The sequence below is a fragment of the Flavobacterium sp. SLB02 genome (genome assembly GCF_009664855.1).
In the GTDB taxonomy this organism is placed as follows: Bacteria; Bacteroidota; Bacteroidia; order Flavobacteriales; family Flavobacteriaceae; genus Flavobacterium.
Map to the genome: position 1 here is coordinate 5752114 of NZ_CP045928.1, position 26282 is coordinate 5778395.

24 protein-coding genes are annotated in these 26282 nt (G+C 33.8%); 12 read left to right on the forward strand and 12 right to left on the reverse strand.

Annotated features, from left to right (window positions below):
- Positions 1–60 precede the first annotated feature (60 nt).
- The 3 genes from GIY83_RS21935 to GIY83_RS21945 form a co-directional block, all read right to left on the reverse strand.
- Positions 61–318, reverse strand: a complete 258-nt coding sequence (locus GIY83_RS21935) for a DUF3098 domain-containing protein (protein WP_194617728.1) — start codon at positions 316–318, stop codon at positions 61–63.
- Between the two features lie 77 nt (positions 319–395).
- A complete protein-coding gene (locus GIY83_RS21940) occupies positions 396–1271 on the reverse strand; it encodes an ABC transporter permease (protein WP_194617729.1) in 876 nt (291 codons plus the stop codon).
- Positions 1272–1737: 466 nt separating this feature from the next.
- Positions 1738–1992, reverse strand: a complete 255-nt coding sequence (locus tag GIY83_RS21945) for a winged helix-turn-helix domain-containing protein (RefSeq protein WP_229029152.1) — start codon at positions 1990–1992, stop codon at positions 1738–1740.
- Positions 1993–2307: 315 nt separating this feature from the next.
- On the opposite strand from GIY83_RS21945, the gene leuS reads away from it, so the two are divergent.
- The 4 genes from leuS to GIY83_RS21965 all read left to right on the forward strand — a co-directional run bounded on the left by leuS (position 2308) and on the right by GIY83_RS21965 (position 7463).
- On the forward strand, positions 2308–5175 hold the full coding sequence (gene leuS, locus GIY83_RS21950; protein WP_208683464.1) for a leucine--tRNA ligase: 2868 nt from the start codon (positions 2308–2310) through the stop codon (positions 5173–5175).
- Positions 5176–5557: 382 nt separating this feature from the next.
- A complete protein-coding gene (locus GIY83_RS21955) occupies positions 5558–6406 on the forward strand; it encodes an alpha/beta fold hydrolase (protein ID WP_208683466.1) in 849 nt (282 codons plus the stop codon).
- Between the two features lie 3 nt (positions 6407–6409).
- Positions 6410–6883, forward strand: coding sequence for an RNA polymerase sigma factor (locus tag GIY83_RS21960; protein WP_208683468.1), 474 nt, complete (start codon positions 6410–6412; stop codon positions 6881–6883).
- Positions 6870–7463: a hypothetical protein gene (locus tag GIY83_RS21965; RefSeq protein ID WP_208683471.1), complete on the forward strand. Its 594-nt coding sequence runs from the start codon at positions 6870–6872 to the stop codon at positions 7461–7463. The genes GIY83_RS21960 and GIY83_RS21965 overlap by 14 nt, the downstream gene beginning before the upstream one ends.
- A gap of 70 nt (positions 7464–7533) precedes the next feature.
- Here the strand turns inward: GIY83_RS21965 and GIY83_RS21970 are convergent, their stop codons facing one another.
- Complete coding sequence (locus tag GIY83_RS21970; protein WP_208683473.1) at positions 7534–7932, reverse strand: MmpS family transport accessory protein; 399 nt, start codon at positions 7930–7932, stop codon at positions 7534–7536.
- Between the two features lie 167 nt (positions 7933–8099).
- Between GIY83_RS21970 and GIY83_RS21975 the strand changes: the two genes are divergently transcribed.
- The 3 genes from GIY83_RS21975 to GIY83_RS21985 all read left to right on the forward strand — a co-directional run bounded on the left by GIY83_RS21975 (position 8100) and on the right by GIY83_RS21985 (position 11531).
- Positions 8100–10112, forward strand: a complete 2013-nt coding sequence (locus tag GIY83_RS21975) for a sensor histidine kinase (protein WP_194617735.1) — start codon at positions 8100–8102, stop codon at positions 10110–10112.
- On the forward strand, positions 10105–10740 hold the full coding sequence (locus GIY83_RS21980) for a response regulator transcription factor (protein ID WP_194617736.1): 636 nt from the start codon (positions 10105–10107) through the stop codon (positions 10738–10740). Before GIY83_RS21975 ends, GIY83_RS21980 begins: the two co-directional genes overlap by 8 nt.
- 104 nt (positions 10741–10844) lie before the next feature.
- Positions 10845–11531: a zinc metallopeptidase gene (locus GIY83_RS21985; RefSeq protein ID WP_194617737.1), complete on the forward strand. Its 687-nt coding sequence runs from the start codon at positions 10845–10847 to the stop codon at positions 11529–11531.
- A gap of 401 nt (positions 11532–11932) precedes the next feature.
- Here the strand turns inward: GIY83_RS21985 and GIY83_RS21990 are convergent, their stop codons facing one another.
- The 3 genes from GIY83_RS21990 to GIY83_RS22000 all read right to left on the reverse strand — a co-directional run bounded on the left by GIY83_RS21990 (position 11933) and on the right by GIY83_RS22000 (position 14317).
- Positions 11933–12403: an Lrp/AsnC family transcriptional regulator gene (locus GIY83_RS21990; RefSeq protein WP_035681816.1), complete on the reverse strand. Its 471-nt coding sequence runs from the start codon at positions 12401–12403 to the stop codon at positions 11933–11935.
- A 457-nt stretch (positions 12404–12860) separates the two neighbouring features.
- Entirely contained in the window at positions 12861–13610 is a 750-nt protein-coding gene (locus GIY83_RS21995) for a uroporphyrinogen-III synthase (RefSeq protein WP_194617738.1), read from the reverse strand.
- A 14-nt stretch (positions 13611–13624) separates the two neighbouring features.
- Positions 13625–14317: a DUF4271 domain-containing protein gene (locus GIY83_RS22000; protein ID WP_194617739.1), complete on the reverse strand. Its 693-nt coding sequence runs from the start codon at positions 14315–14317 to the stop codon at positions 13625–13627.
- Positions 14318–14423: 106 nt separating this feature from the next.
- Here GIY83_RS22000 and GIY83_RS22005 point away from each other — a divergent pair, with 106 nt between their 5' ends.
- From GIY83_RS22005 to GIY83_RS22015, 3 genes are read left to right on the forward strand one after another with little or no spacing between them, the layout of a single operon-like run.
- Positions 14424–15149, forward strand: a complete 726-nt coding sequence (locus tag GIY83_RS22005) for a polyprenol monophosphomannose synthase (RefSeq protein ID WP_194617740.1) — start codon at positions 14424–14426, stop codon at positions 15147–15149.
- A gap of 13 nt (positions 15150–15162) precedes the next feature.
- Positions 15163–16503: a dihydroorotase gene (locus GIY83_RS22010; RefSeq protein ID WP_194617741.1), complete on the forward strand. Its 1341-nt coding sequence runs from the start codon at positions 15163–15165 to the stop codon at positions 16501–16503.
- A gap of 9 nt (positions 16504–16512) precedes the next feature.
- Positions 16513–16992 carry a DUF4296 domain-containing protein gene (locus GIY83_RS22015; RefSeq protein WP_194617742.1) on the forward strand — a complete coding sequence of 160 codons (480 nt, stop codon included), beginning with the start codon at positions 16513–16515 and terminating at the stop codon, positions 16990–16992.
- Positions 16993–17000: 8 nt separating this feature from the next.
- Here GIY83_RS22015 and GIY83_RS22020 read toward each other — a convergent pair whose 3' ends face one another.
- A complete protein-coding gene (locus GIY83_RS22020; RefSeq protein WP_194617743.1) occupies positions 17001–17993 on the reverse strand; it encodes an NAD-dependent epimerase/dehydratase family protein in 993 nt (330 codons plus the stop codon).
- A gap of 221 nt (positions 17994–18214) precedes the next feature.
- Between GIY83_RS22020 and tyrS the strand changes: the two genes are divergently transcribed.
- Positions 18215–19510, forward strand: coding sequence for a tyrosine--tRNA ligase (tyrS, locus tag GIY83_RS22025; RefSeq protein ID WP_194617744.1), 1296 nt, complete (start codon positions 18215–18217; stop codon positions 19508–19510).
- Positions 19511–19589: 79 nt separating this feature from the next.
- Here tyrS and GIY83_RS22030 read toward each other — a convergent pair whose 3' ends face one another.
- From GIY83_RS22030 to GIY83_RS22045, 4 genes are all read right to left on the reverse strand, one after another.
- Positions 19590–20570 (reverse strand): acyl transferase, encoded by a 981-nt coding sequence (locus tag GIY83_RS22030; protein WP_194617745.1) that lies wholly within the window; start codon positions 20568–20570, stop codon positions 19590–19592.
- A gap of 140 nt (positions 20571–20710) precedes the next feature.
- A complete protein-coding gene (locus GIY83_RS22035) occupies positions 20711–21049 on the reverse strand; it encodes a T9SS type A sorting domain-containing protein (protein ID WP_194617746.1) in 339 nt (112 codons plus the stop codon).
- A gap of 160 nt (positions 21050–21209) precedes the next feature.
- Positions 21210–22343, reverse strand: coding sequence for a hypothetical protein (locus tag GIY83_RS22040; RefSeq protein WP_194617747.1), 1134 nt, complete (start codon positions 22341–22343; stop codon positions 21210–21212).
- 203 nt (positions 22344–22546) lie between these two features.
- Positions 22547–25321 carry a TonB-dependent receptor gene (locus tag GIY83_RS22045; RefSeq protein WP_194617748.1) on the reverse strand — a complete coding sequence of 925 codons (2775 nt, stop codon included), beginning with the start codon at positions 25319–25321 and terminating at the stop codon, positions 22547–22549.
- 233 nt (positions 25322–25554) lie between these two features.
- On the opposite strand from GIY83_RS22045, the gene GIY83_RS22050 reads away from it, so the two are divergent.
- Entirely contained in the window at positions 25555–26238 is a 684-nt protein-coding gene (locus tag GIY83_RS22050; protein ID WP_041518469.1) for a response regulator transcription factor, read from the forward strand.
- Positions 26239–26282 lie beyond the last annotated feature (44 nt).

Sequence of the window (26282 nt, forward strand, 5' to 3'; positions counted from 1 at the left end):
TTCAGATTTGTCACCCTGAACTAAGTCAAAGCCTTACAATTAGAAATCTACAGAATCTATTTATTTTGATTTTTTAAAAATAGAATAAACAGTAATTCCAAAACCAATTAAAACAGTTGTTGGAGCTAAACGAATACGTCTAAAATTAAAAACATCTTCATTAAATATATTAGGATCTTTACTTCCTCCGCCAGACATTAAGATAAAGCCTAATGCGATAACTCCAATTCCAATTAATAAGATTTTGTAGTTAATACCTTCAAAAAGGAATTCTTGTTTTTGTGGCTGTTGTGGTTCTGTATTGTTATTGTTTTTCATTTTTATTTTTTTGTCAGCCTGAGCGAAGTCGAAGGCTATTTTTTACTGTACACTAAAAAACCGGGACTGAATACTTTTTAGTAAAGATCGTCTGTTCTTAAATTAAGGAAACGTTGAGTTGCAAAATGTGTGCTTACCCAGGTTATTAAAACTCCTAGTCCGAAAACGCCTAATAACACCAATCCTATTAGTACTTTATCTTCTAAAATTCCTAAGCCAGGGAAATTGGTTTCTACATAAAATAAAACTCCAATTAAGGCAATTATAGCTAATCCTGCGCCTAACATTCCTAATTTTACACTACGCGTTACAAATGGTTTACGAATAAACGATTTTGTTGCGCCCACCATTTGCATGGTTTTAATAATAAATCGATTAGAATGTATCGATAAACGTAAGGAACTGTTGATTAATAAAACGGCAATTACGGCAAGGAAACCGCTAATAATCAAAATCCACATACTTACTTTTTTGATGTTGTCGTTTACCAGATTTACCAATTGTTTATCGTAAACAATATCTTCGATCATAGTGTTTTTACGCAATTTACTTTCGATTTGCACGATGCTGTCTCTCTCAACATAATCAGCTTTTAAGTGAATGTCGTAGGAGTTTAATAAAGGATTTTCTCCTAAAAAAGTAAGGAAATCTTCTCCAATAATATCAGTATGTTCTTTTGCTGCTTTGTCTTTGGTAACATAAACATAAGATCTTGCGAAAGGAGCTCTTTTCAATTCAGTATCGAATGCTTTTATCACACTATCATTAGCTTCATTTTTAAAGAAAACCGTCATGGCAATTTTTTCTTTAAAATCATTGGCCAGTTTTTTAGAATTGATAATGAATAATCCCAGTACTCCTAAAAGGAATAAAACCAGAAATACACTTAGTACAACCGAAAAATAAGAGGAAATTAACCTGCGCTTTTGAAATTTATCAAAGTTAGAACTCATAGTTTGCTTAAATTATGTGGTAAAAATAATAAAGAATTTCTTTATTTGAAGTTAATAACGATCAAAGTTTTGACTTTAGTACCATAAATGTACAATTAGATGTTGAATAAAAAGTTTATTTAACTGCAAAGTGCGCAAAGCTTTATTTTTTTTTTGTCTCGCAAAGAACGAATTATTTTCCTGAACGACGGGAAGCTGTAATGGCAATTTCGTTCAACTCTTCTTTTTTTGATGCTATCCTGGTTTGTTTTTAATTTTCTACTTGAAAAAACAATTAAAGCTGATTAAAAACAGAAAAAGATAAAATTGAATTTTCATGATTTGGGTTATTATTCAGTGTGTTTAAAAATGAATACTGAAGTATTTAAAAGAATATTTTTCGCTGCAATTTTTATAAATAAATAATTTAGGGTTTTAGAATTTTAGGTTTAGGGTTTCTTTGTGGGTAAAATCCTTCAATTCGTTTTTAGATTTCATAAAATACGGTTTTTGCTTTTTCTGCGGCAGGAGTTAATCTTGCGCCGCCGCCACCTTTTCTGCCAAAAAGTTTTTCTACCAACGGACTTTCTGCCCGTTGATTCATTTCTTCAACCAATTGCCACGCCTGACGATAGGCCATTTTCATTTCTTTAGCGGCGTTGGTTATAGATCCGGTTTTTCGAATATTTTCTAATAACCAGATTTTTCCAATTCCTAAAAAAAGGACCTTCGGCTTCTTCAATCCAAAGTCGTACTTAAAATAATGTATTTTTTATTATTTTCCATTTTTGCACTTTAAAAAACATCTTTAAAAATAGACTATTTTCAGTAAAATGACTCTCCTAATTCGAAAAGTGTTTAAAAAGACCATTTTCTTCTCTAAATATCAGTGCAAATTTGAGTATTTGTGGGTTTTGAAATAATGATTTTTATCACATTTTTTAATCTAAAAAAATTACTTTGGTACAATCCACAATAAACGTAAATTTGCAAACTTATTATACAATATACTAAAACTTAGCAACTCAGTTACTCAGTAACTCAGCAACTCAAAGAAATGAAATACAATCCAAACGAAATCGAAGAAAAATGGCAGAAATATTGGGCTGAAAACCAAACTTTTGCTGCATCAAACAATTCTGAAAAACCAAAGCATTATGTGCTGGACATGTTTCCTTACCCATCTGGGGCAGGATTACACGTAGGACATCCGCTTGGTTATATTGCTTCAGATGTTTATTCTCGTTTCAAAAGACATCAGGGTTTCAATGTTTTGCACCCAATGGGTTATGACAGTTTTGGTTTGCCGGCGGAACAATATGCGATACAAACAGGACAACGTCCGGAAGATACAACGCGCGTAAATATCGACGGTGGAGTAGATAAAGAAGGAAAACAAATTGCAGGATATAGAAAACAATTGGATAAAATTGGTTTTTCGTTTGACTGGAGTCGAGAAGTGCGTACATCAAATCCTGATTATTATAAACATACACAATGGATTTTTATCCAATTGTTCAATTCGTGGTATTGCAGAAAACAAGGAAAAGCATTTGATATTTCAGAGCTTGTAAAAGTTTTTGAAGAAGAAGGAAATGTTTTGGTCGAGGCAGTTTGCGATGACAATGTTGCGATTTTCACAAGAGAAGATTGGAATTCATATTCTGACGATCAGAAAGAAAAAATCCTTTTGCAATACAGAATGACCTATTTGGCTGAAACCGAAGTAAACTGGTGTCCTGGTTTAGGAACTGTTTTGGCAAATGACGAAATTGTAAACGGAGTTTCAGAGCGTGGAGGATATCCGGTTATTCGTAAAAAAATGACTCAATGGAGCATGCGAATTTCTGCTTATGCAGAACGTTTGTTGCAAGGTTTAAATGATATTGACTGGAGCGAATCGATAAAAGAATCGCAAAGAAACTGGATCGGAAAATCGGTTGGTGCTTTGGTTACTTTTAATGTAAAAGATCATAACGAAGTTATCGAAGTATTCACAACTCGTCCTGATACTATTTTTGGAGTTACTTTTATGACTTTAGCGCCAGAACATGATTTGGTAGCTAAAATCACAACTCCGGAACAAAAAGCAGTAGTTGAGGCTTATATCGAAAAAACAGCAAAACGTTCAGAGCGTGAGCGTATGGCTGATGTAAAAACCATTTCGGGAGTATTTACCGGCGCTTATGCGGAACATCCTTTTACAAAAGAACCAATTCCGGTTTGGATTGGGGATTACGTTTTAGCAGGTTACGGAACAGGTGCTGTAATGGCGGTTCCTTGCGGAGACGAAAGAGATTATGCTTTTGCGAATTTCTTTAAAGGTCAAAACGGAATGCAGGAAATCAAGAATATCTTCGCAAATGTTGATATTTCTGAAGCAGCTTACGGATCTAAAGACAATGTTGAAATCGCTAATTCTGATTTCTTAAACGGATTAAATTATAAAGCAGCAACTCAAAAAGCAATTACCGAATTAGAAAAAATAGGACAAGGCAAAGGAAAAACAAATTACCGTTTGCGTGATGCTGTTTTCTCTCGTCAGCGTTATTGGGGAGAACCTTTCCCGGTGTATTATGTAAATGGTTTGCCAAAGATGATCGATGCGCAGCATTTGCCAATTATTTTGCCTGAAGTAGAGAAATATTTACCAACCGAAGATGGTTTGCCTCCGTTAGGAAACGCAGCAGTTTGGGCTTGGGATACAACAAATAATAAAGTTGTCAATACTGATTTAGTAGATCATGCAACTATTTTTCCATTAGAATTGAACACTATGCCAGGTTGGGCAGGAAGTTCATGGTATTGGATGCGTTATATGGATGCGCATAACGAAACTGAATTTGCAAGCAAAGAAGCTTTGGGGTATTGGGAAAGCGTAGATTTATATATTGGAGGAAGCGAACACGCGACCGGACATTTATTGTATTCTCGTTTCTGGAATAAATTCTTAAAAGACAAAGGTTTTGCTCCAACCGAAGAACCATTCAAAAAACTGATCAATCAGGGAATGATTTTGGGAACAACGGCTTATGTTTACAGGTTAGAAGGAACAAATACATTTGTATCTAAAAATAAAATTGAAGGCCAGAATGTTCAGCCAATTCGTGTTGATGTTCATTTCGTAAATTCTTCTGATGAATTGAATCTAGAAAAGTTCAAAGCATGGAGAGAAGATTTTAATACTGCCGAATTTATTTTGGATGAAAACGGAAAATATATTGTGGGTCGTGAAGTCGAAAAAATGTCGAAATCATATTATAACGTAGTTACTCCGGATGATATTTGTAATGAATATGGTGCTGATACATTACGTTTGTACGAAATGTTCTTAGGGCCATTAGAACAAGCAAAGCCTTGGAATACTGCCGGAATTTCGGGAGTATTTGGATTCCTTAAAAAATTATGGAGATTGTATTTTGATGAGAATAATGGTTTAATCGTAAACAACGACGAACCAACCAAAGACAACTTAAAATCATTACATAAAACCATCAAAAAAGTAGCAGAAGATATCGAGAGTTTCTCTTTTAATACTTCGGTTTCTCAATTTATGATTTGTGTGAATGAATTGTCTACTCAAAATTGTCATTCCAGAGCAATCTTAGAACCATTAGCGATTTTGGTTTCGCCGTATGCACCGCATATCGCTGAAGAGTTATGGTCACAATTAGGACATACAACTTCTATTGCAACAGTTGATTTTCCGGTTTTTGAAGCCAAACATTTAGTAGAGACTAATAAGGAATATCCAGTTTCTTTCAACGGAAAAATGCGTTTCACTATCGAATTACCTTTGGATTTAACCAAAGAACAAATCGAAGAAATCATCATGAAAGATGAAAGAACATTACGTCAGTTAGATGGTAAAACACCAAATAAGGTGATTATTGTTCCCGGGAAGATTATTAACCTTGTGGGGTAAATAAATAAATTCCATTTTTTTAAATTCCAAATTCCAGTTTTATGATTGGGATTTGGAATTTTTTTTTGCACATAGTTTTTTTTTGCTACGAATTACACGAATTAAATTCGTGGTAAAACTTCACCATGCTTCAATTGGAGTCTGAAATTTTTAAATTGGAATTTCCTTCCTTATAATTGGGGTTTGGAATTTTTTTTTGCCCATAATTTTTCCGACACGAATTCACGAATTTACACAAATTAAATTCGCGAAAATTCGTGGCAAAAATTCGCCCTACTTCAATTGGATTTTTTTTTTTTTTTTGTAAAAAATCTGTAACATTTTAAAACTTCTCGTATCCAAAAGGCGAATTAAATCATTTAACAACTTAAAACTATTAAAAATGAAAAAGTATATCATCTTAATTATCGCCCTATTGTTTTCAGCATTATGTTTAAATGTATTTGCACAAGCAAAACAATATCCGTTTGAGGTTCTTAAAACCGGAAAAGGAAAACAAGCTATGATATTCATTCCCGGGTTTGCTTCTTCAGGAGATGTCTGGAATGAAACCAAAACAACTTTCGAAAAAGATTTTACCTGTTATACTTTTACAATGGCTGGTTTTGCAGGGGTAAAGCCCCAGCCAAATCCTTCGTTTAAAAATTGGGAAGATGAAATTGCTCATTATATAAAAGCAAATAAAATAGAAAAACCAATTGTTGTTGGTCATAGTATGGGCGGAGGATTGGCTCTTGCAATCGCCGCAGATTATCCGGAATTAATCAGTAAAATTGTTGTGGTTGATGGATTACCTTGTTTAGCTGCATTGATGGATCCTTCTTTTGCATCAAAAGAAAATAATGATTGTTCTGCTATGGTGACTCAAATGACAGGAATGTCAGATAATCAGTTTTATGATATGCAGAAAAAAACAATGCCAATACTTCTTGAAGATACTTCGAAACTGAAAATGGTAGTAGATTGGAGCGTAAAATCAGATCGAAAGACTTTTGCCGAAATGTATTGTGATTTTTATAATACCGATTTAAGAGATAAAATTGCAGCTATAAAATGTCCGTCATTAATTTTACTGGAATCTTATTTTGTAAATTTAAAACCTGCAATTGAGGGGCAATATAAAAACTTGAAAACAGCTAATTTTCAATATGCCAATAAAGGTTTACACTTTATAATGTATGATGATAAAGCGTGGTATTTAACTCAGATCAGCAATTTTATAAAATCGTAGTAAATGGAATTTGAGACTATTTATAAAACATATTGGGACAGGATCTTCAGGCTTTGTATGGGGTTTGTAAACAATTATGATATTGCGCAGGATTTGGCACAGGAAACTTTCATTATTGTTTGGCAGCAGCTGGAAACTTTTCGAAATGAATCCGGTATAGGAACCTGGATTTTTAGAATCGCATCTAATAATTGTTTAAGGCAGATTGAAAAAGAGAGACGTTTCCTGAAATCGGATTTGCCCAATCATCTTACGGAGGAAAAACAGGCTTCAATAGAACCTCAAATCCAGTTTTTGTACAAGTGTATTGCAGAATTAGCGGAAACAGACCGTATCATTATTTCGCTGGAATTAGAAGATGTAAAGCAAGCAGAAATAGCCAAAATTGTGGGACTTTCCGAAGCAAATGTGAGAGTTAAAATTTACAGGATAAAAGAAAAACTGACTCAAAAATTTAAAGAAAATGGACAACAATAATATAGACTTTAAAGATTTATGGAAAAAACAAACCGTAAATCAGCACAATATCGAAGATTTGTTACTGAGATTAAAACAGTTTAAAAGATCAAGTTTAAGATCTTTGTGGAGAACTAATATCTTACTTGCAGCAACAACTGCTTTTGTAATTTTTGTATGGTACCATTATCAGCCCGAATTTATTTCGACCAAAATTGGAATCATTTTAGTGATTTTGGCCATGATAATGTATGTGGGTGTTTATAACAGATTGTTGGGGACTTATAAAAATATCGATTCGACACAAACCAATCAGGAATATTTACAGCAGTTAATTTCGATTAGAAAAAAACAACAATGCATGCAATCGACCATTTTGAGTTTGTATTTTGTACTACTTGGAGTGGGAATTGGTTTGTATATGTATGAATACACAGTGAGGATGACTGCTTTTTGGGCAATTTTCACCTATGGAATTACATTGCTTTGGATTGCATTGAACTGGTTTTACATTCGTCCGAAACAAATTAAAAAACAGCAAACTAAAATTAATGGACTAATTGAGAAGTTTGAAGTGATCAACAATCAATTTGCGGAATAAAAAAGAAGCTCTGCAATAATGCAGAGCTTCTTTTTTCCAAAATTAAAATAAAAATTCTACTCCTAAAAAATTATAGGGGAAAAACGTAAGGCACAAGAGTTACTACAATGATTCCGTCACTGTTTGCTTTTGCGGTAGATTCTTTTACTACTTTACCGCCAACATAAATTTTGGCAGTTAAAGTTTGATCTTTAAGGCCACCATGACCACTTGCGCTAGCTGTTACACCATTAACATCTGCATCAACGGTAATCTCTTTAGTCCAAGGCAATTTGGTAACGTCCTCATTTAACGGATTTCCGCCTTTGTCAAAATAAATTGTACTAAGTTCTCCGGTAAAATTTCCGGTTAGCTCATATTTTACATCTCTAGAAACTGGTTGTGAGTCATTATCGTCATCGCTGCTGCAAGATCCTGCTGTAAAAGCCAGAGTTAATACAATCGCTAAAGTTTTAAAAATTGATTTCATACTATTTTTTTTAATAATTAACATTTCTTTAAAACAAAATTAGGCACTTATTCAAGAGGTGGCAATACCTGATAAAATGCATTTTGCATTACCTGATATCAGGTAAAAGTGGTAGAATTCCTTTTCAAACATTTTTTTATTTGATATTTTTGAATAAATACCACTTTATGAAGAAAATCTACTTATTAATATTATCCCTTTTTTTATCTGTCGTTTCGCATTCCCAGGTAATTCTTTCTCTTGATGATGATTCGGTTTATATAGACAGTATTGCTAAAATCACTAAAAATACAAAGTCAGATAGTGTTAAATGTTTGTATAGCTTTAAGTTGTCTAAACTATATTTGATGGTTCAGGATGCTAAAAAATCAAAAGAATATTTAGAGCAGGCCAATAAACTAAAAAGCAAATTTCCGTTTTTAAACGATGCGGGAGTATTTTACAATTCCTATAGTTTTTTAGAAAAAGGAGATGTTGATGGTTTCGAAAAAGCACTGCTTGAAGGAAACAACAAACTAAAAAAGTATTACAATACCGAAGCATTTCGACTCAGGGCAATTATCCTGCAGAATTACGGTATCATGCAGCAACGAAAGAATAATGAAAAGCTTTATATGAAACTGCTGATTAATGAAGCCATTCCTGCTGCCAAAAAAAGTCGTGATTATGAGCTTATAAGTGGTTTGTATAAAGCGGTTGCAATTATTTTTATGAATAATAACGAGCGTGAAAAAGCAAGCGAATATTTAAGCGAGGCCCTGAAATATATCGAAAGGGCGATTAAAAAATCGCCAACACTTGCAGAGTCAAGAATGGAAACTTATATCATAAATGCCGAAAACCTAATAGAACTAAAGCATTTTTATGACGCCAAAAAAATACTTGATAAGGCATTTTTGACTTTAAAAAACTTTCCTGAATCAAACTTAAACGATTCCTATTTTTATGCTGAAGGATTGTATTATGCGAAACAAAATAAAAATACAATTGCTTTAGAAAGTTACGAGAAAGGAATAAAGTCTGCCGAAAAACATCAGAATGCAATTGCGGTAAACCGATTAAAATTTGCTGAGTATGAAGTGCTTTTTAAGTTGAGGAATTATGAAAAAGCAAAAAAGAATTTAGAATACCTTTTAAAGAATACTCCTTTTGTTATAGATAAAAAGAATTATTACAACGAATTGGCCAAGGTATACAATGCTACAAAAGAGTATGACAAAGCTTATTATTATTCTAATAAACACAATGCAGTAAACGATAGTTTAAACAATACTAAGTTTAAAAGTGAAATTGTAGAACTTGAAGCAAAATACAAAAAAGCCGAAAGCGAGAAAAAAATAACGATGCTGCAATCGCTAAATGATAAAGCCGCCTTAATGGTGTACAGCAACCGTTTGAATTCACTCCTTTTTGCAGGTTTGTCTTTTCTGTTACTTGTGATTGTCTTGTTTTTGTGGATTTTTAATAAAAACCAAAAGAAATTAAGCATTCAAAAAGAAATCAACCTTAAGCAAGAACTGTCTGCTTTTGAAAATCGTCATAAACTTTCGGTTTCTAAAGCCTTGATTCAGGGAGAAGAAATGGAACGCAGAAGAATCGCCAGAGATCTGCATGATGGTCTGGGAAGTATGCTTTCGAGTGTAAAAATTCATTTAAATCTGGCAAAAAAAGAAAATGCTGAAACTGTAAACGGAGTAGATGCCCTGCTTGATAATTCGATAAAAGAGCTTCGAAACATATCACAGAATCTAATGCCCGAAAGTTTGCTGGAGCTAAGTTTAGAACATGCTTTAAGAGATTTATGCGCTGCAAATTCAAATGCTGTTACCAAAGTTGAATTTCAGTATTTGATAAAAAAATCAAGGCTTCCTAAAAATTCCGAAATCATGATTTACAGGATTATTCAGGAGTTATTAAATAATGCCTTAAAATATGCAAAGGCCAGTCAGGTTTTGGTTTCGTGCTCTCAAAATAAAGATGTGTTTTTTATTACGGTTGAAGATAATGGGGTTGGTTTTGATGTTTTCGACCCAAAAAATAAAAACGGAATGGGATTGAAAAACATCAAAAACCGTGTGGAATTCCTAAACGGAAAATTAGAAATTGACAGTAAACCTAATCAGGGAACATCGGCATATATTGAATTAAATGTAATCAACGAAAATCAGGAAAATGAGTAAAAAATATAAAATGGTGGTGGTTGATGATCATCCTATTGTAATTTCGGGTATTTCAGGACTTTTATCTGATTTAGAAAATGTTGAAATTATCGAAAAAATGCAGTCCGGAGTTGCGCTTCTTGATTATATGGAGTGCAACGAAGTAGATTTGGTTTTATTGGATATTTTTCTTCCAGTGATAACGGGTATCGATTTGTGTAAAGCTATTAAACAGAAATTTCCGCAGGTAGTTGTTATTGGAATGAGCAGCCAGTCTGAACGAAGTTTAGTGATGCAATTTATTCAGAATGGAGGAAATGGTTATATTTTGAAAAGTGCTTCATTTGACGAATTTAAAAACTGTATCAATAAAGCAATTGAGGGTGAAATTGTTTTTAGCGATGAGGTTAAAATAATTGTAAGTCAGCCATTATCTGAAGATCTGGATACTATTCCGAGTTTAAGCCGAAGAGAAAAAGATATCGCTATTTTACTTTCAAAAGGAAAACAAACCCAGGAAATTGCCGATGAACTTTTTTTGAGCTTTTTAACGGTACAGACCCACAGACGAAATATCCTTCAGAAATACAAAACCAAAAATGTCGCAGAATTAATAACACTACTGTTGAAAAACAATCTTTTAGATTGAAAAAAATGTCCTGTAAAATGCCAAAATGACATTTTTTTAAATTGGTTCAGAAATTGCAGTTTCTTTTGTAACTTTAGTAATCAATCAAATAAAAGTAAAAAAATATGGGAAGTGGATATTTAATTATTGCAGGAGCAATTATGTTGCTCAGCTGGTTAGTGAGTTCAAAACTCAAAAGTAAGTTTGAATTATATTCGAAAATACAGTTAAGAAACGGAATGAGTGGTGCGGAAATTGCCGAAAAAATGTTGGCTGATAACGGAATTACTGATGTTAGAGTAATCTCGACTCCGGGACAATTAACAGATCATTATAATCCTTCAGATAAAACAGTAAATTTAAGCGAAGCAGTTTACAATCATCGTAATGCGGCTGCAGCTGCTGTTGCGGCGCACGAATGCGGCCATGCTGTGCAGCATTCTATAGGTTATGAATGGCTGACTTTACGCTCTAAACTGGTGCCAATTGTAAGTATTGCCTCAAATTATGTACAATGGATTTTGCTGGCCGGAATTTTAATGATCAGGACTTTTCCGCAATTACTACTGGTAGGAATCGTGATTTTTGCTGCAACAACATTGTTTACCATTATAACTTTGCCTGTAGAATACGATGCGAGTAACAGAGCGCTTGCCTGGTTGGAAAATAAACACATGCTGACACAAGAAGAACAGGCAGGAGCAAAAGATGCTTTAAAATGGGCTGCAAGAACTTATGTTGTAGCGGCTATAGGATCTATTGCAACGCTGCTGTACTATATCTCGATTTATTCCGGAAGCAGGAGGAATTAAAAATGAGATAATGTGTCAATTTGATAATTAGACGATTTATAGAAAACCCGATTAGTTTTAACGCTAATCGGGTTTTTTTATGAATTGCTGAAACTTAAAGAGATAAATAGGAAAACCCAAATTCCGGATATAATATAAATGGAGTTTAAGTATTGTTTGTTCTCTGATTTATAATATTTGTAATAAAGAATTGAAGAATAAATTATACTCACCGGAATTGAAAGTAAAAATAATAAAAAGCCTGCACCCGTCGTGCATACGCCACTCGGACTTGTTTTTTCTCCTATGAATGCTATTACAAAGTAAAATATAAAAAATAGAATGGTTTTAATCTCAGGTCTAATATTCGTCATAAAGATTTTAAAAAATTATCTAATTATCAAATTGACACATTATCTCATTTACAATTGTATCTGCCTATCGATCTGCTGATCCAGCGATATAAACGTTTCAGTTCTTGAAACACCTTCTATGGCTTGAATTTTAGTGTTTAAAAGCTGCATCAAATGTTCGTTGTCGCGACAAATGATTTTGATTAATACAGACCAGTTTCCTGTGGTATAATGACACTCGAGAACTTCGGGGATTTTTTTGAGATCTTTTACAGCTTCGGAGTTTCGGGAAGCTTTGTCCAGATAAACACCAACAAACGCCATAGTGTTATATCCTAAAACTTTAGGGTTTACGGTAAATTTCGAACCTGAAATAACGCCCGATTGTTCCAGTTTTTTTAAACGCTGATGAATCGCAGCTCCTGAAATGCCTATTTTATTGGCGATTTGCAAAATAGGTTTTCTGGCATCATCCATTAAGTAACGAAGGATTTCTTTGTCGATACCATCAATTTCGATTAAAAGGGAGTTGATTTTCATGAGAGTTGTAATTTGAAACTAATTTTAGTTATTTGGTTTTAGTTAGAAATCAAATTTAGGAATAAAACTTTAAAATATTTAAAAAATAAAGGTTTGAATTATTTTTCTCAGCGTTGAGTTTTTTTTTTTTTTTTTTTTTACCATTAAGGATTAAGGAAGTAAAGAGAAGTTCTTAAAATGTGAAATTTAAATAAAGACCGAAAGGAACTTTGACAAATGGCTACGTTCAAAGTTATTATGCGCATTTTTGTCATCACGAACGAGGGATCTCCGCGGATAGCTCGACAAAGATAGGTAACTTACTTTACGGAGTTTCTTGCGGAGATCCCTCGTTCGTGGATGACAATGATTGTGTTTAGATACTTAAAATCCAAAGTGATTTAAAAAGAAAAAATTCCAAATCCCAGCATTAAAGTTGGAATTTGGAATTTTAAAAATTGAATATTTTAAAGAAGGATTATTTTCCTTTATTTGCTTCTGCGATGTATTTTTCTAAAGCCATGGTCATAGAAGGAGTTTCAGGAGTTGGAGCAAGAATATCTATTCTTAAACCATGATCAAGAGCTTCTTTTTGAGTTGTGCTTCCAAAAACAGCGATTCTGGTCTCGTTTTGCTTAAAGTCCGGGAAGTTTTTAAATAATGATTTAATTCCGGTTGGACTGAAAAATGCCAAAACATCATAATAAACATCTGCAAGATCGGATAAGTCGCTCATTACTGTTTTATAAAAAACAGCTTGTGCCCAGTCTACTTTTAGATTGTTTAACGTTATAGGAGCATCAGCATTCAATTGATCGGATGCTGGTAACAAGAACTTTTCGTCTTTGTACTTTTTGATAAGAGGTGATAAGTCTGCAAAATCTTTTGCTCCAACGTAAATCTTACGTTTTCTATACACAACATACTTTTGCAGGTAAAATGCAACAGCTTCAGATTGGCAGAAATATTTCAATCCTTCAGGAACTTTATAACGCATTTCATCTGCTACTCTAAAAAAGTGATCCACCGCATTACGGCTTGTCAAAATTATAGCAGTATAATGATTAAGATCGATTTTTTGTAATCGGATCTCTTTTGCATTAACCCCTTCCACATGAATAAATGGTCTGAAATCAATTTTTATTTTGTGTTTTTGTTGGAGCTCAAAGTAAGGAGAATTTTCCACTTTAGGTTCAGGCTGTGACACCAAAATTGTTTTCACTTTCATATTGTAAACTTTTTCTAAGCACTTACTTTTGTAATCCAATAATAGAGAAAATAATAAGGTGCTATTTCAAGAGCGCAAAGATATAAAATAAAATAAAATAACTTGCTGATTATTACGTTTTGATACGTTTTTATTGAAATAAAATATGAGTAGAGGCTGATACATAGCGAAATACCTATGATTGCCAGTGGTATAATTTTAGGAATATTGTCATAATAAAACAAAATAGCATTAATAGGAAGCACCAAAACGCCAATATAAGTTCTGTAAGTAACTTTTTGTAAGTTAAAAAGGTCGGCAAACTCCTCGATGTTGAATGAAGTTGCAACAATTTTTTCGATTAAAAACTTCGCCAGAATAAAATAAAGTAAAAATGTAGCGATCTGAATAAACAGTATCCAGTCGGTTTTTAAAATGCTATAAGTTCCCGTTTTGGTATCTTCTGAAAAAATATGCATCGTCAACTGAATGAAAAATGCATACGAAATAACCTGAACGAAAAACAAACCAACGGTAAAACTACTCTTCAGGTGGTTGTTGTCGCGATAGATCTTCGCGTATTTGTCTGAGAAAATAAGCTTGCTGAATTCGCTAAATCTAGTTTCATAAGCTGATTTAGTCATAGCAACAACAGCAAAGGTTAACACAAATAAAAGTGTCGCCCAGTCTTTGTTTTCGATAATTCGAGGGTGAAGTTGTTCAATCATAACGACACAAAATTAGTGATTTTTTGTCTCAATGCTTTTATTATATATTTATTATGAATCAAATGCTATAAAAAGTTTACTTTTGCGAGGAAATTTACGCAGAAAAATGAATGATTGTATTGTCATAATCCCCACTTACAACGAAATCGAAAATATTGAAAGTATAGTTAGAGCTGTACTCTCACAACACAAACCCTTTCATCTTTTGATTATTGATGATAATTCGCCCGATTTTACGGCCAATAAGGTAATTGCGTTGCAGGAAGAATTTCCTGACAGGCTGTTTTTAGAAAAAAGATCCAAAAAATCAGGTTTAGGAACTGCTTATGTTCACGGTTTCAAATGGGCTTTAGAGCGCAAATACAACTACATTTTTGAGATGGACGCTGATTTTTCTCACAACCCCAATGATCTTGAAAAATTATTTGATGCTTGCCATTTTGGCGGAGCAGATCTAGCTATTGGTTCTCGTTATGTAACAGGCGTAAATGTGGTAAACTGGCCATTGAGCCGTGTTTTAATGTCTTATTTTGCTTCTGTTTACGTGAAGTTTATTACCGGAATGAAAATTCATGATGCCACAGCAGGTTTTGTTTGTTACAAAAGAGAAGTTTTGGAAAAAATCAATCTTAACAAAATAAAATTTGTGGGTTATGCTTTTCAGATCGAAATGAAATACAGAACCTATTGTGCTAAATTTGAAATTACTGAGGTTCCTATTATCTTTACAGACAGAACAAAAGGAGTTTCGAAAATGAGCAATGCCATTATCAAAGAAGCTATTCTTGGTGTAATTTCACTAAGATTAAAAAAATTATTCAATACCTTATAATACCACAATGGCGATGAACAGGATTTTAATAAAGAATGCTAAAATTGTAAACGAAGGATCTATTTTTGAAGGTGATGTCCTGATCGAAAACGACTTGATCGTTGAGGTAGCAGACAGTATCAGTCTAAAATCATCCGATTGTAAAGTGATAGATGCCGAAGGAAGTTATTTGATTCCTGGTGCAATCGATGATCAGGTACATTTTAGAGAGCCGGGATTAACACATAAAGGTGATATAGAATCAGAATCGAGAGCTGCGGTTGCGGGAGGAATTACTTCTTTTATCGAGCAGCCTAATACGGTTCCTAATGCGGTAACTCAGGAAATTTTAGAAGATAAATATCAAATTGCTGCCGTAAAATCATTTGCGAATTATTCTTTTATGATGGGTGCAACCAATGATAATCTGGAAGAAGTTCTAAAAACCAACCCGAAAAATGTTGCCGGAGTCAAGATTTTCTTAGGTTCATCTACCGGAAACATGTTGGTAGATAACGAAGCGACTTTAGAGAAAATATTCTCAAGTACACCCATGTTAATTGCTGTGCATTGCGAAGACGAAACTACGATCCAGAATAATCTTGCCGCTTTTAAAGAGCAATATGGCGATGATGTTCCCGTAACGGCGCACCATTTGATTCGTAGTGCTGAGGCTTGTTATATTTCATCATCAAAAGCTGTGGCTTTGGCAAAGAAAACCGGAGCACGTTTGCATATCTTTCACCTTTCGACTGCGAAAGAGATGGAGTTGTTTACAAATAAAATTCCATTAGAAGATAAAAAAATTACCGCAGAGGTTTGTGTGCATCATCTTTGGTTTACCGATGAAGATTATAAAACAAAAGGAAATTTCATCAAATGGAATCCTGCTGTAAAAACTGCTCAGGACAGAGCAGAACTTTGGAAAGCTTTAAACGATGGTCGTATTGATGTAATTGCTACAGATCATGCGCCTCATACCAAAGAAGAAAAAATGCAATCTTATCTAAATGCACCCTCGGGAGGGCCGCTTGTACAACATGCTGTTGTGGCAATGTTCGAAGCGCATCACCAGGGAAAAATTACTGTAGAGAAAATCGTAGAGAAAATGTGCCACAATCCGGCTAAAATTTTCAAAATCGAAAAAAGAGGTTTTATAAAAGAAGGTTATTTTGCCGATTTGGTTATTGTAAATCCAAGTTTGCCATGGAGTGTAAAACCGGAAAATATCCTGGCAAAATGCGGATGGTCACCTTTTGAAAATTATACTTTTAAATCAAGAATCACCCACACTTTCGTGAATGGGGAACTGGTTTATAATAATTTTAAAGTAAAAGACCTTCGCAACGGAAAAAGATTATTGTTTGATAGATAAAAAGCTGAAATGAAAAATTGTATAGTAATAATATTGGTTTTGTTTCTTTCTGTAAGTTGTAAAAAAGAGTTGGTCAAACAACCTGCAAAACTTATCGAGAAAGAAAAGATGATTGATATTATGTATGATTTGTCTCTTTTGGATGCAATGAAATATCAAAATCCAATCTCGCTGGACTCAGTTGAAACAGATCCTGTAAAATTTATTTTAAGAAAGTTTAAGGTTGATAGCCTGCAATTTGCCCAAAGCAATATGTATTACGCAACCGATTATGAAGCTTATAAAGAAATGTTCGACGAAGTGAGCAAACGATTGGCGGTAAACCAAAGAGCTACAGATTCGATCATGAAAATCGAAGATAAAAAAGCAGCTAAAGAAAAGAAAAAGAAAGAAACAGATTCAATAAAAGAAGCGGTTAAGAAACCTTTGAAACAGCAAGCTACTATCGATTCGATAAAACAATTAATACAATTAAGAAAAAAGAGATAGTTTTAGAACTAAACGCCTTTTATATATTGATGTACATCTAGAAAAACCGTTCCCAGAGCGGTTTTTATTTTTTCATTCGAGTACAGATTCTTAGAATAAGAAGCTTTTGCAGTTGCTTTTGTAAGACGCCTCTTTTGAAAAAACAAAGTTGAAAATGCTGCATCCGCTATCCAAAGAAAATTCATCAATAAAGGCTTCGCATGAGTGCCTGGTTTTTTTACTTTTAAAGCTTCAGCAATTGTGTCCAGTATATCTTTAAAAACAATATTGTCGGCAATTAAAGTAAAACGCTCGTTTTTGATGTCGCTTTTCATTAATTCATGTGCAATTCCAATCACATCATTTATGGCGATAAAACCAGTACTTCCCAGCGTGTAAAATGAGAGTCCGTTGGCTACTTTTCGGTACAATTCGACACTTCCCTCATCGAAGATTTTTGTTGCTGAAATTGGACCTAAAATTACCCCGGGATTTATAATAATAACATCAAGACCTTCCTGAAGTCCGCGCCAAACTTCCATCTCGGCACCATATTTAGAAATCGCATAATCGCTGTGGGGTTTCTCAGGATTCCAGTCGGTTTCTTCGGTAATATAAGTTTCGTGTGGTGCTATATCGCCCAGAGCGGCAATAGAACTTACAAAACAGAATTTCTTTATTCCTTTGGCAATAGAAAAATTAACCATATTGGCAGTTCCTTCGATATTAGTTTTTCGAAGAGATTCTTCGTCTTTAGGATCAAAAGAAATGAAAGCAGCGCAATGATAAACGTAGTCAATATCGATAAAAGCAGTTTCTAGTGAGGGAACATCAAGAATATCGGTTTCAAGCCAATTGATTTTTTCGAATAAATCTCCTTTTTTATACAATTCAAAAACCGATTTAGTTTTTTGAATGTTGTTCTGGTTTCGATAAATAGCCCGGACATTTTCTCCATTTTCAATTAAATGAAGCAATAAATGCGAGCCTACTAAACCTGTTCCTCCAGTTACTAATACCATTTTGTAAATATACCGATTTTGCCACAAAGCCACAAAGCCACAAAGTTTTTTGTTTGTTATTTTTTACTGCAAAGACACAAAGCTTATAATTGTTATTTGCTTTAATTGAAAGAAGGTGATCTCTGTTTTTTTATTATTTCCTTTGAGTCTTAACGTCTTTGTGGCATTGCTTTTTGATTTTGATATTGACATTGATTACATTTGCACAAATTATTTTAAAAATGAAGAATCTAGTTGAAGAATTAAAGTGGCGAGGGTTATATCATGATAGCATGCCAGGAACGGAAGAACAATTGCTTAAAGAGGTAACAACGGCATATATAGGTTTTGATCCAACGGCAGATTCGCTACATATTGGTAGTATGGTTCAGATTATTTTATTGGTTCACTTAAATAGGACCGGTCATAAAGCTATCGCCCTGGTAGGTGGTGCAACCGGAATGATTGGTGATCCATCTGGAAAATCTGACGAAAGAAATTTGTTGAACGAAGAAACTTTGGCTAAAAATGTTGCGGGAATAAAAAGTGTTTTGTCTCGTTTCTTAGACTTTAATTCAAAAGAAGCAAATGCTCCGGTTATGGTAAACAACTATGACTGGATGAAAGAATTCTCGTTTATTGATTTTGCACGTGAAGTTGGAAAACGTATCACGGTAAATTATATGATGGCGAAGGATTCGGTAAAAAAGAGATTTGCCGGAGAAGGCGAAGGAATGTCTTTTACAGAGTTTACTTATCAATTAATTCAGGGATACGATTTTTATCATTTATATAAAAACAATAATTGCGTTTTGCAAATGGGCGGTTCTGACCAATGGGGTAATATTACCACAGGTACAGAATTAGTGCGCAGAATGGGCGGAGAGAATGCAAAAGCTTTTGCTTTGACAACGCCATTAATTACAAAAGCAGACGGTTCTAAATTCGGGAAATCTGAAGGTGGAAATGTTTGGCTGGATGCTGATAAAACTTCGGTATATAAATTTTACCAATTTTGGGTAAATTCAACTGATGTTGATGCTGAGAAATACATTAAAATCTTTACTTTCTTAGATAAAGAAACGATTGATGCTTTGATCGAAGAGCACAAAACGGCTCCGCATTTAAGAGTATTACAAAAGAAACTGGCTGAAGAAATCACGATTTTTGTTCACTCTGAAGAAGAATTAGAAAAAGCAATCCAGGCTTCGAATATTTTGTTTGGAAATTCTACTGCAGATGATTTGAAGAAATTAGATGAAACTACTTTTTTAGAAGTTTTTGACGGAGTTCCTCAAGCCGAAATCGCAAAAGCAGATTTAGAAAATGGATTGGATATTATTTCGGTTTTAAATGAAAAAACAGGTTTCTTTAAGTCAAACGGAGAGGCGAGACGTGCATTAACAGCTAACTCAATCTCGGTAAACAGAGAAAAAATAAAAGAAGATTTTGTATTGACTGCAAATGATTTGATTAACAATCAGTTTGTGTTGTTACAAAGTGGGAAGAAGAATTATTTTGTGATTAGAGTGGTTTAAAAGGTTTAACTGTTTAATTGGTTAACTGTTTAATCGAGTGCAAAACGATTAAACGATTTAGCAAATCCACGATTAAACGCTAAAGCATCATCAAATTACAACCACGAATATCAGAATTATCAAAACGTCCCAATACCTCGAAAGAGTTGTTGGGATTTTTTTTGCCCAAATCCTGCGTAGCTATAAAAGAGCAAGAGTTGATGTTGGCTAAATCAATAACGTTTATTCCACCTGTTTTTCCATCTTTCACGTAAGTGAGAGCATCTTCGGGATCACGAACTAAAATGTGCATCCATGACGGACATTCAAATACACCTTCGCCCAGAGAATAGGCTTGTCCTAAAAGTTCGGTCATACCGTATTCTGAATGAATTGCCGAAACACCAAAACCTTTGCAAAGAATCTCGTGCAATTCTTCGCGAATCATTTCTTTACGTCTGCCTTTCATTCCTCCGGTTTCCATAATGATGGTGTTCTGAAGGTTGAATTGATGTTTTTCAATTAAATCCAATAAGGCATAAGTAACGCCAATTAAAATAACATTTTGACCTGATTCGTCAAGAGCAGTTAGTTTTTTTATCAAGTCGTCGTGATTGTGTAAATAAAACCCGCTTTCAGGCTGATTGGATAGTTTTATAAGGTCTTCGACCATATAAATTAACGAAGAGCCGTCGCGTTCGAGATAAGACGGTAAAAGGGCTAAAACAACGTAATCTTCGATATTGCCGTAAAACTGCGAAAATCCATTGCGGTAACTTTCCTCATATAGGGAAACATTGGTCACTATATGTCGGCTTGTAATCATTCCGGTTGTTCCGCTGCTGGTAAAAGTAACCTGAGCCGGATCGTTAGTAGAAACTACATCATGGCTTTTGAAAAACTGAATGGGTAAAAATGGAATTTGCTCCAGCGATTTTACCTGTTGTGGATTGACTTTCAGGAAATCGCAGAAATCACGATATACAACGTTGTTTTCATGTTGAAAACGAAATACTTTTAAAGCTATCTTTTCAAATTGTTTCTGACTCGAAATCGTAAACATATCGTTGGCTATAATCAAAACTTTTTTTGTGCAAAGATATTGTTTTTAGTTTTTAGTAGCAGTTTTTCAGCGGCAGTTTTCGGTTTTCTGTGAGCCTGAAAACTGTGACTGTGACTGAAAACTAAAAAAGCTCCTGAAAAAGGAGCTTTTTTTATAATTTATCGAATGATGAGCTTTCTTGTTGCAGAAGCATTTTCTTCGCTTATTTTGATGATATAAACACCTGGAACAAGCTCTGAGACATTTAATTCTTTTGAGCTTAAATGTGCCTGAAGGACTTTTTTACCTAAAACGTCAAAAATTATAATCTCCTTTTCTAAATCATTTTTAGAAGAGATATATACTTTTCCGTTATTAACGGGATTAGGGTACAAGCTTAAACCCTCAATGTTGCTTGCACTTTGAGGTTTTGGTAATTGCTTACTATCTTGTGCCGAGACACTTATAGTAAAGAAAAAAGCCAATAAGAATGTAATATAAAAGTAGTTTTTTGCCATCGCATTTTTTTGATTACCGTAAATATACAAAAAAAAATTACAAAAAGCACGCCAAAAAAAAACATCCTAAATTTTTAGGATGTTTTTAACAATTTATTTCGAAGTTATTAGAAATCTACTGATCAATAGGTGATTGCGTTTTTTCTACAACTTTATGTAATTACTTAGTCCAGCTAGCCCAAGATGGTAATTCAGCACCAGCACCAGCACCAGTTGCACCAGTAGTTGTTCCTGATAATTTAGGACCATCAAAAGCAGTTACAGAAGCTCCAAAAGTATAGTTTGTGATAGTGAAGTTTCCAGCAGCGATATTTGCAACTGCACCAGCATCTGTAGATAATTTTGCAAGGTCTTTAGGCATTCCGTCAGCAACATATAAATTTGTGTAAGTTTGTTTTCCACCACCTTCTTTGTAATTGATTGCTTTTTCGTCAGCTAAAAATGCAGCATCACCTTTGATGATAGAGATGTTAGTAATTTTACCGTTAGTCATTGGAACAGCTGTACTTGGGTCTTTTAAGTTGTTAGATCCTTCAACACCAGCTTTAGTAACACCTTTAATGTAAACGTTTGTAACAGTACCTTGCCATCCGTCAGCAAAATCTAATGAATCATCATAAGAGTTTATGATCACTAAGTTAGAAGCATTTACTGCTCCTCCGAAGAACTCAATTCCGTCATCACCACTTTCGAAAGCATAGATATCAGATACTACCGTTCCTGAACCTACTCCGAAGAAAGAAACTCCATTGTATTCTTTATCAGCAGTATATTTAGAACCTGTGTAAGAAATTCTTAAGAAGTTAATGTTTCCAGAAGAATCTGTATTATCATTACCACCATAGCTTAAAGCACCTACTTCAGAAGTACCATTGTCTCCAGTGTTTACTTTACCATTACCAGCGATAATCAAACCACCCCAGTCACTTTGAGCAGGAGTTGCTTTTCCAGATGTCATAACTACTGGTTTAGCAGCAGTACCGTTAATGTGGATTTTTGCATTTCTTTCTACAGCAATAAATAAAGAAGTAGCTTGTGCAGAAGGAGAAGTTTTAATTACTGTTCCGGCAGGAATAACTAAGCTTGCTCCGCCTTTAACAACTAATCCTCCAGTTAAAGTGTAAGTTTGAGTAGGATCTAAAGTTACAGTTCCATTAGTAATTTCTCCTTTTAAATCGTCAACTTTTACAACAAAAGTGCTTTTGTTATCGTCGCTTTTGTTATTGTCGTCAGAACTACAGCTTGTTAAGGCAAGTCCTAATATTGCAGCCATTGCAAATAATGATTTTTTCATTGTGTTGTGTTTTTTATTGTTTTATTTATTTATGGCAAAGTAAACGAACATATGTTTTTGCTGAGTTAAGGCCGTATTAACAATATATTAAGTATGTCGTGTAAAAAATAATCCGCTTAATGTAAAATTTACATTGAGTTGTTAAAAATAAAAAAGGTGATTAGTTAATACTAATCACCTTTTGTGCTTTTATGGTTTTACTTTTAGAATGTGTAGTTTAAAGTAATTCTGAAATCTGAACCTGCTTTGTACGAAACCGCAGTAATATCACCAACAGATTCTTTACCTGGTACTTTTCCTTGTTCTTGTACACGTTTGAAAGTTGGATTCAGGATGTTATTGTAAATAACGCCTAATTTTAAGTTTTTAGTCAAACTTGTATTAGCAATAAAGTCTAATTTATTTACCGCTTTATCAACCAAGTTTCCAACTCTTGAGGTTCCAATAACAGCTAATTTATCTGAAAAATAAGAATAAGATATTGTTGCACTGAAATCCTGTCCTTCTCTGAATTCATTTAAAAATGATAAGTTAGCGTTGGCAAGGAAATTGGAAGCCCCTGTTAATTTACTTTCTGTAAATGTAAAGTTTGCTCCAAAATCATTTTCGTCGTTTACTTTATCGTTGCTTAGATCTTGGTTTGTGTATAAATATGATCCGTTTGCATCAAAAGAAAGTTTTGTCTTTAGATTGTTGTTGTTTTCAATTTCAAAAATGTCTTTTCTAAATTCTACTTCAACCCCAGCTACAGTTCCCTTATCTCCTGTATTTGCATAAGAAATGTCATTTGAAGAAGAATTAAGGAACATCTCGTTGATTGGGTTTTGAATAATTTTTCCAAATGCAGTTACAGAAATTAACTCCCCTGCTTTCGGGAAATATTCCCATCCTAAATCGAAGTTGTAATTTGTTGAAGCATATAAATTAGGGTTTCCTTCGTATGCTTGTGCAACATCTTCATAAATAATTGGCACTTTTTCTTTAAACTGAGGAAGAGTATATGTTTTACTTGCTGAGAATTTTAAATTTTGCTTTTCATTCAAAGTATACTTCGAAATTAAACTTGGTAAGATGTTAAACTTTGAATCATTAGAACTATCGCCACCAGGAACTGTAGTTGTGATGTAGAAAACATTTTGAGTTAATTGTTCCACTCTCGCACCTAATATCACGCTCAATCTCTCAGTTAATGAGTATTGAACATTAACAAATCCAGCATTAATATCTAAATTTCCATTATACAACTGGTTAATTCTGTTTGAGTATGATGAACCCCAATGTGCAGGATCTAAATAATTATCTACATGGTGTATGTCTTCTTTAGGAAAAGAAATTGTAGATCTGTTCGGAAAGAATGAATATTGTTCCATGTTATAGTCTACATCCTTGAACTTTCCTGAATATCCAATAGTTATTTTTCCTCTGTATGTGTCGTCGGTCTTTTTGTTGAAATTATACGATAATGCAATATTTGCAGCGATTTCATTTTCCTTTAAATCCTGAAAAAATCGGTGGTTGTTTATGTTTGAATTGGTAAAGAATGTATAATCTATAGCATTTGGAGCATAAACAAAAGAGTTTTGCATACGATCCGGGATTGCACTGTTAGACATACTATATCCTACTCCCCAGTTTAAATTCCACTGATCGTTGAATTTGTTTTTCCCTGTTAATTGATTTACAATTAATTGAGTTCTTTCAAAAGTCCCACGTTTTATGAAGCCTGTAATTTGTTGAAGCGCGTCTCCACCACCGTCAAAATTCTGGTTTGTTCCTTCGTACTCACTGTAATCCTGATCACTTGAATTTAAGAATAAAGAAGTAAAGACGATCGAATTCTTGTTGTTGATTTTATAATCGGCAGTACCCATAACGGTTGTAGTAGTACTGTGCTTGTATGACGTTCTGATAAAGTCAGAAAAAATATCTCCGTCAGACGTAATTCCTCCTCTGCTGTATCCTTCTGTGTATTTATTTTTTGCGCTAAATGAACCAGTAACAAAAGTGCCAATTGAACTCTCATCATTTATAGTAAATCTTTTGCCGGCAGATACAGTGTAGAAAGCGTTAAGTACATTTTTGTTTTCCTGTCTGTCCCAGCTTGTTGCATAGCTATATGGCTGAAGTGGAGCATTAGGAACGCCTACTTTTTTGAATCCGGTATAGTTAGGTCCGTCTTGCAGATAGAAATGATCCTGGCCTAATACGTTTGTGTTAGCGCCTGATCCTATTGAAAAACTTACGAATGGTTTTCCGCTGAATTTTTTTGCGGTGATATCAATATTTGCTCCACCAAAATCAGCATAATTTTGAGCCTCAAATGTTTTGCTTACTCCAATATTATCTACAATATTTGTTGTAAAAATATCTAAAAGAATATTTTTGTTTGCCGGATTATTTGATGGTAATGGAAGCCCGTTTAAAGTAGTAACATTATAACGATCCCCTAATCCTCTTACGAAAACATTTCCTGAGTCGTCATTTTTAGAAACCCCACTTACTTTAGCTACTGCATTAGCGACATCATTGATTCCTTTTCTGGAAATTTCCTCAGCACCAATTGCAGCTTTAAAAGACACTGCATTTTTTTGGTCTAATAATAAAGCTGATTCTTTTTGTTTGTTTATCGCAGATGATTTTACAACGACATCTTTTAGAGTATAACCTCCTGATGAAAGCACCTGATTTACAGTAATAGTCTCATTTGCTTTAACAATTACTGGTTGTTCTACAGATTCATATCCAACGAAACTAAAAATAATAATATAATTTCCCGGATTTACGCTTAACGAATATTTTCCGTCAATGTCAGTGTTCGCGCTTGTGTTAGTCCCTTTTACTAAAACATTTGCGAAAGGTAAAGGTTGATTGTTGGTTTCTTTGTCGGTTAATACACCAGAAATCGTACCTTTGTTTTGAGCGATCGAAATCGTACAAATAAAGAATGTGATAAATAGAAATTTTAAATTGAATTTCATTTTTGTGTTGTGTTTGATTTATTTTTGTGCAAAGAAAGAAATGCTGTGTAAAGTTCATGTTAGGCACTTGTTATGTTTTTGTGTCTTGTAGATTATCAAATTGTTACCAGATTAAATTACCGTTAACCGCAATTTTTAACGGTTATTTTGTTAGTATATTTACGCTGTGAAATAAAAAACATCGAATGTATAATCAAGAAAATTTGATGTAAAAATCTCAATTTTTGCTATTTATGAAAAAAACACAAACCAAGATTTTATTAGTTGACGATGAACCAGATATCTTAGAAATCGTTGGCTATAACCTTGCTCAGGAAGGCTACCAGATTGTTACTGCTTCAAACGGAAAAGAAGCAATAGCAAAGGCTCAGAAAGAATTGCCGGACCTAATTATTATGGATGTAATGATGGCCGAAATGGATGGAATGGAAGCTTGCGAACACATCAGAAAAATCCCGGAATTAAATAATGTTATCATAACATTCTTAACAGCCAGAAGCGAAGATTATTCACAAGTTGCTGGTTTTGATGCAGGTGCAGATGACTATATCACCAAACCAATAAAACCAAAATTATTGGTAAGCAAAGTAAAGGCTTTGTTAAGAAGGTTAAAAGAACAAGAAGTTGTTAGCGATACCTTAAATGTAGGCGGAATCGAGATTAACCGAGAGGAATACAAGATCATAAAAGGCAATGTAGAAATTGCTTTACCAAGAAAAGAATTCGAATTATTTTATTTATTGGCTTCAAAACCGGGGAAAGTTTTTAAAAGAGACGAAATCCTGGATAAAGTTTGGGGTAATGAAGTTGTAGTGGGCGGAAGAACAATAGATGTTCACATCAGAAAACTACGCGAAAAAATAGGAGAAGACCTTTTTAAAACCATCAAAGGTGTTGGTTATAAATTTGAAGTTTAAAATTTGATTTTTAAACATTAAATAAATCTTTAAAAATGTTTCTA

Bases quoted from the DNA above. Each gene is read 5' to 3' on its own strand.
- GIY83_RS21935 (WP_194617728.1), bottom strand. From the start codon at position 318: ATGAAAAACAATAACAATACAGAACCACAACAGCCACAAAAACAAGAA.
- GIY83_RS21940 (WP_194617729.1), bottom strand. From the start codon at position 1,271: ATGAGTTCTAACTTTGATAAATTTCAAAAGCGCAGGTTAATTTCCTCT.
- leuS (WP_208683464.1), top strand. From the start codon at position 2,308: ATGAAATACAATCCAAACGAAATCGAAGAAAAATGGCAGAAATATTGG.
- GIY83_RS21955 (WP_208683466.1), top strand. From the start codon at position 5,558: ATGAAAAAGTATATCATCTTAATTATCGCCCTATTGTTTTCAGCATTA.
- GIY83_RS21960 (WP_208683468.1), top strand. From the start codon at position 6,410: ATGGAATTTGAGACTATTTATAAAACATATTGGGACAGGATCTTCAGG.
- GIY83_RS21965 (WP_208683471.1), top strand. From the start codon at position 6,870: ATGGACAACAATAATATAGACTTTAAAGATTTATGGAAAAAACAAACC.
- GIY83_RS21970 (WP_208683473.1), bottom strand. From the start codon at position 7,932: ATGAAATCAATTTTTAAAACTTTAGCGATTGTATTAACTCTGGCTTTT.
- GIY83_RS21975 (WP_194617735.1), top strand. From the start codon at position 8,100: ATGAAGAAAATCTACTTATTAATATTATCCCTTTTTTTATCTGTCGTT.
- GIY83_RS21980 (WP_194617736.1), top strand. From the start codon at position 10,105: ATGAGTAAAAAATATAAAATGGTGGTGGTTGATGATCATCCTATTGTA.
- GIY83_RS21985 (WP_194617737.1), top strand. From the start codon at position 10,845: ATGGGAAGTGGATATTTAATTATTGCAGGAGCAATTATGTTGCTCAGC.
- GIY83_RS21990 (WP_035681816.1), bottom strand. From the start codon at position 12,403: ATGAAAATCAACTCCCTTTTAATCGAAATTGATGGTATCGACAAAGAA.
- GIY83_RS21995 (WP_194617738.1), bottom strand. From the start codon at position 13,610: ATGAAAGTGAAAACAATTTTGGTGTCACAGCCTGAACCTAAAGTGGAA.
- GIY83_RS22000 (WP_194617739.1), bottom strand. From the start codon at position 14,317: ATGATTGAACAACTTCACCCTCGAATTATCGAAAACAAAGACTGGGCG.
- GIY83_RS22005 (WP_194617740.1), top strand. From the start codon at position 14,424: ATGAATGATTGTATTGTCATAATCCCCACTTACAACGAAATCGAAAAT.
- GIY83_RS22010 (WP_194617741.1), top strand. From the start codon at position 15,163: ATGAACAGGATTTTAATAAAGAATGCTAAAATTGTAAACGAAGGATCT.
- GIY83_RS22015 (WP_194617742.1), top strand. From the start codon at position 16,513: ATGAAAAATTGTATAGTAATAATATTGGTTTTGTTTCTTTCTGTAAGT.
- GIY83_RS22020 (WP_194617743.1), bottom strand. From the start codon at position 17,993: ATGGTATTAGTAACTGGAGGAACAGGTTTAGTAGGCTCGCATTTATTG.
- tyrS (WP_194617744.1), top strand. From the start codon at position 18,215: ATGAAGAATCTAGTTGAAGAATTAAAGTGGCGAGGGTTATATCATGAT.
- GIY83_RS22035 (WP_194617746.1), bottom strand. From the start codon at position 21,049: ATGGCAAAAAACTACTTTTATATTACATTCTTATTGGCTTTTTTCTTT.
- GIY83_RS22040 (WP_194617747.1), bottom strand. From the start codon at position 22,343: ATGAAAAAATCATTATTTGCAATGGCTGCAATATTAGGACTTGCCTTA.
- GIY83_RS22045 (WP_194617748.1), bottom strand. From the start codon at position 25,321: ATGAAATTCAATTTAAAATTTCTATTTATCACATTCTTTATTTGTACG.
- GIY83_RS22050 (WP_041518469.1), top strand. From the start codon at position 25,555: ATGAAAAAAACACAAACCAAGATTTTATTAGTTGACGATGAACCAGAT.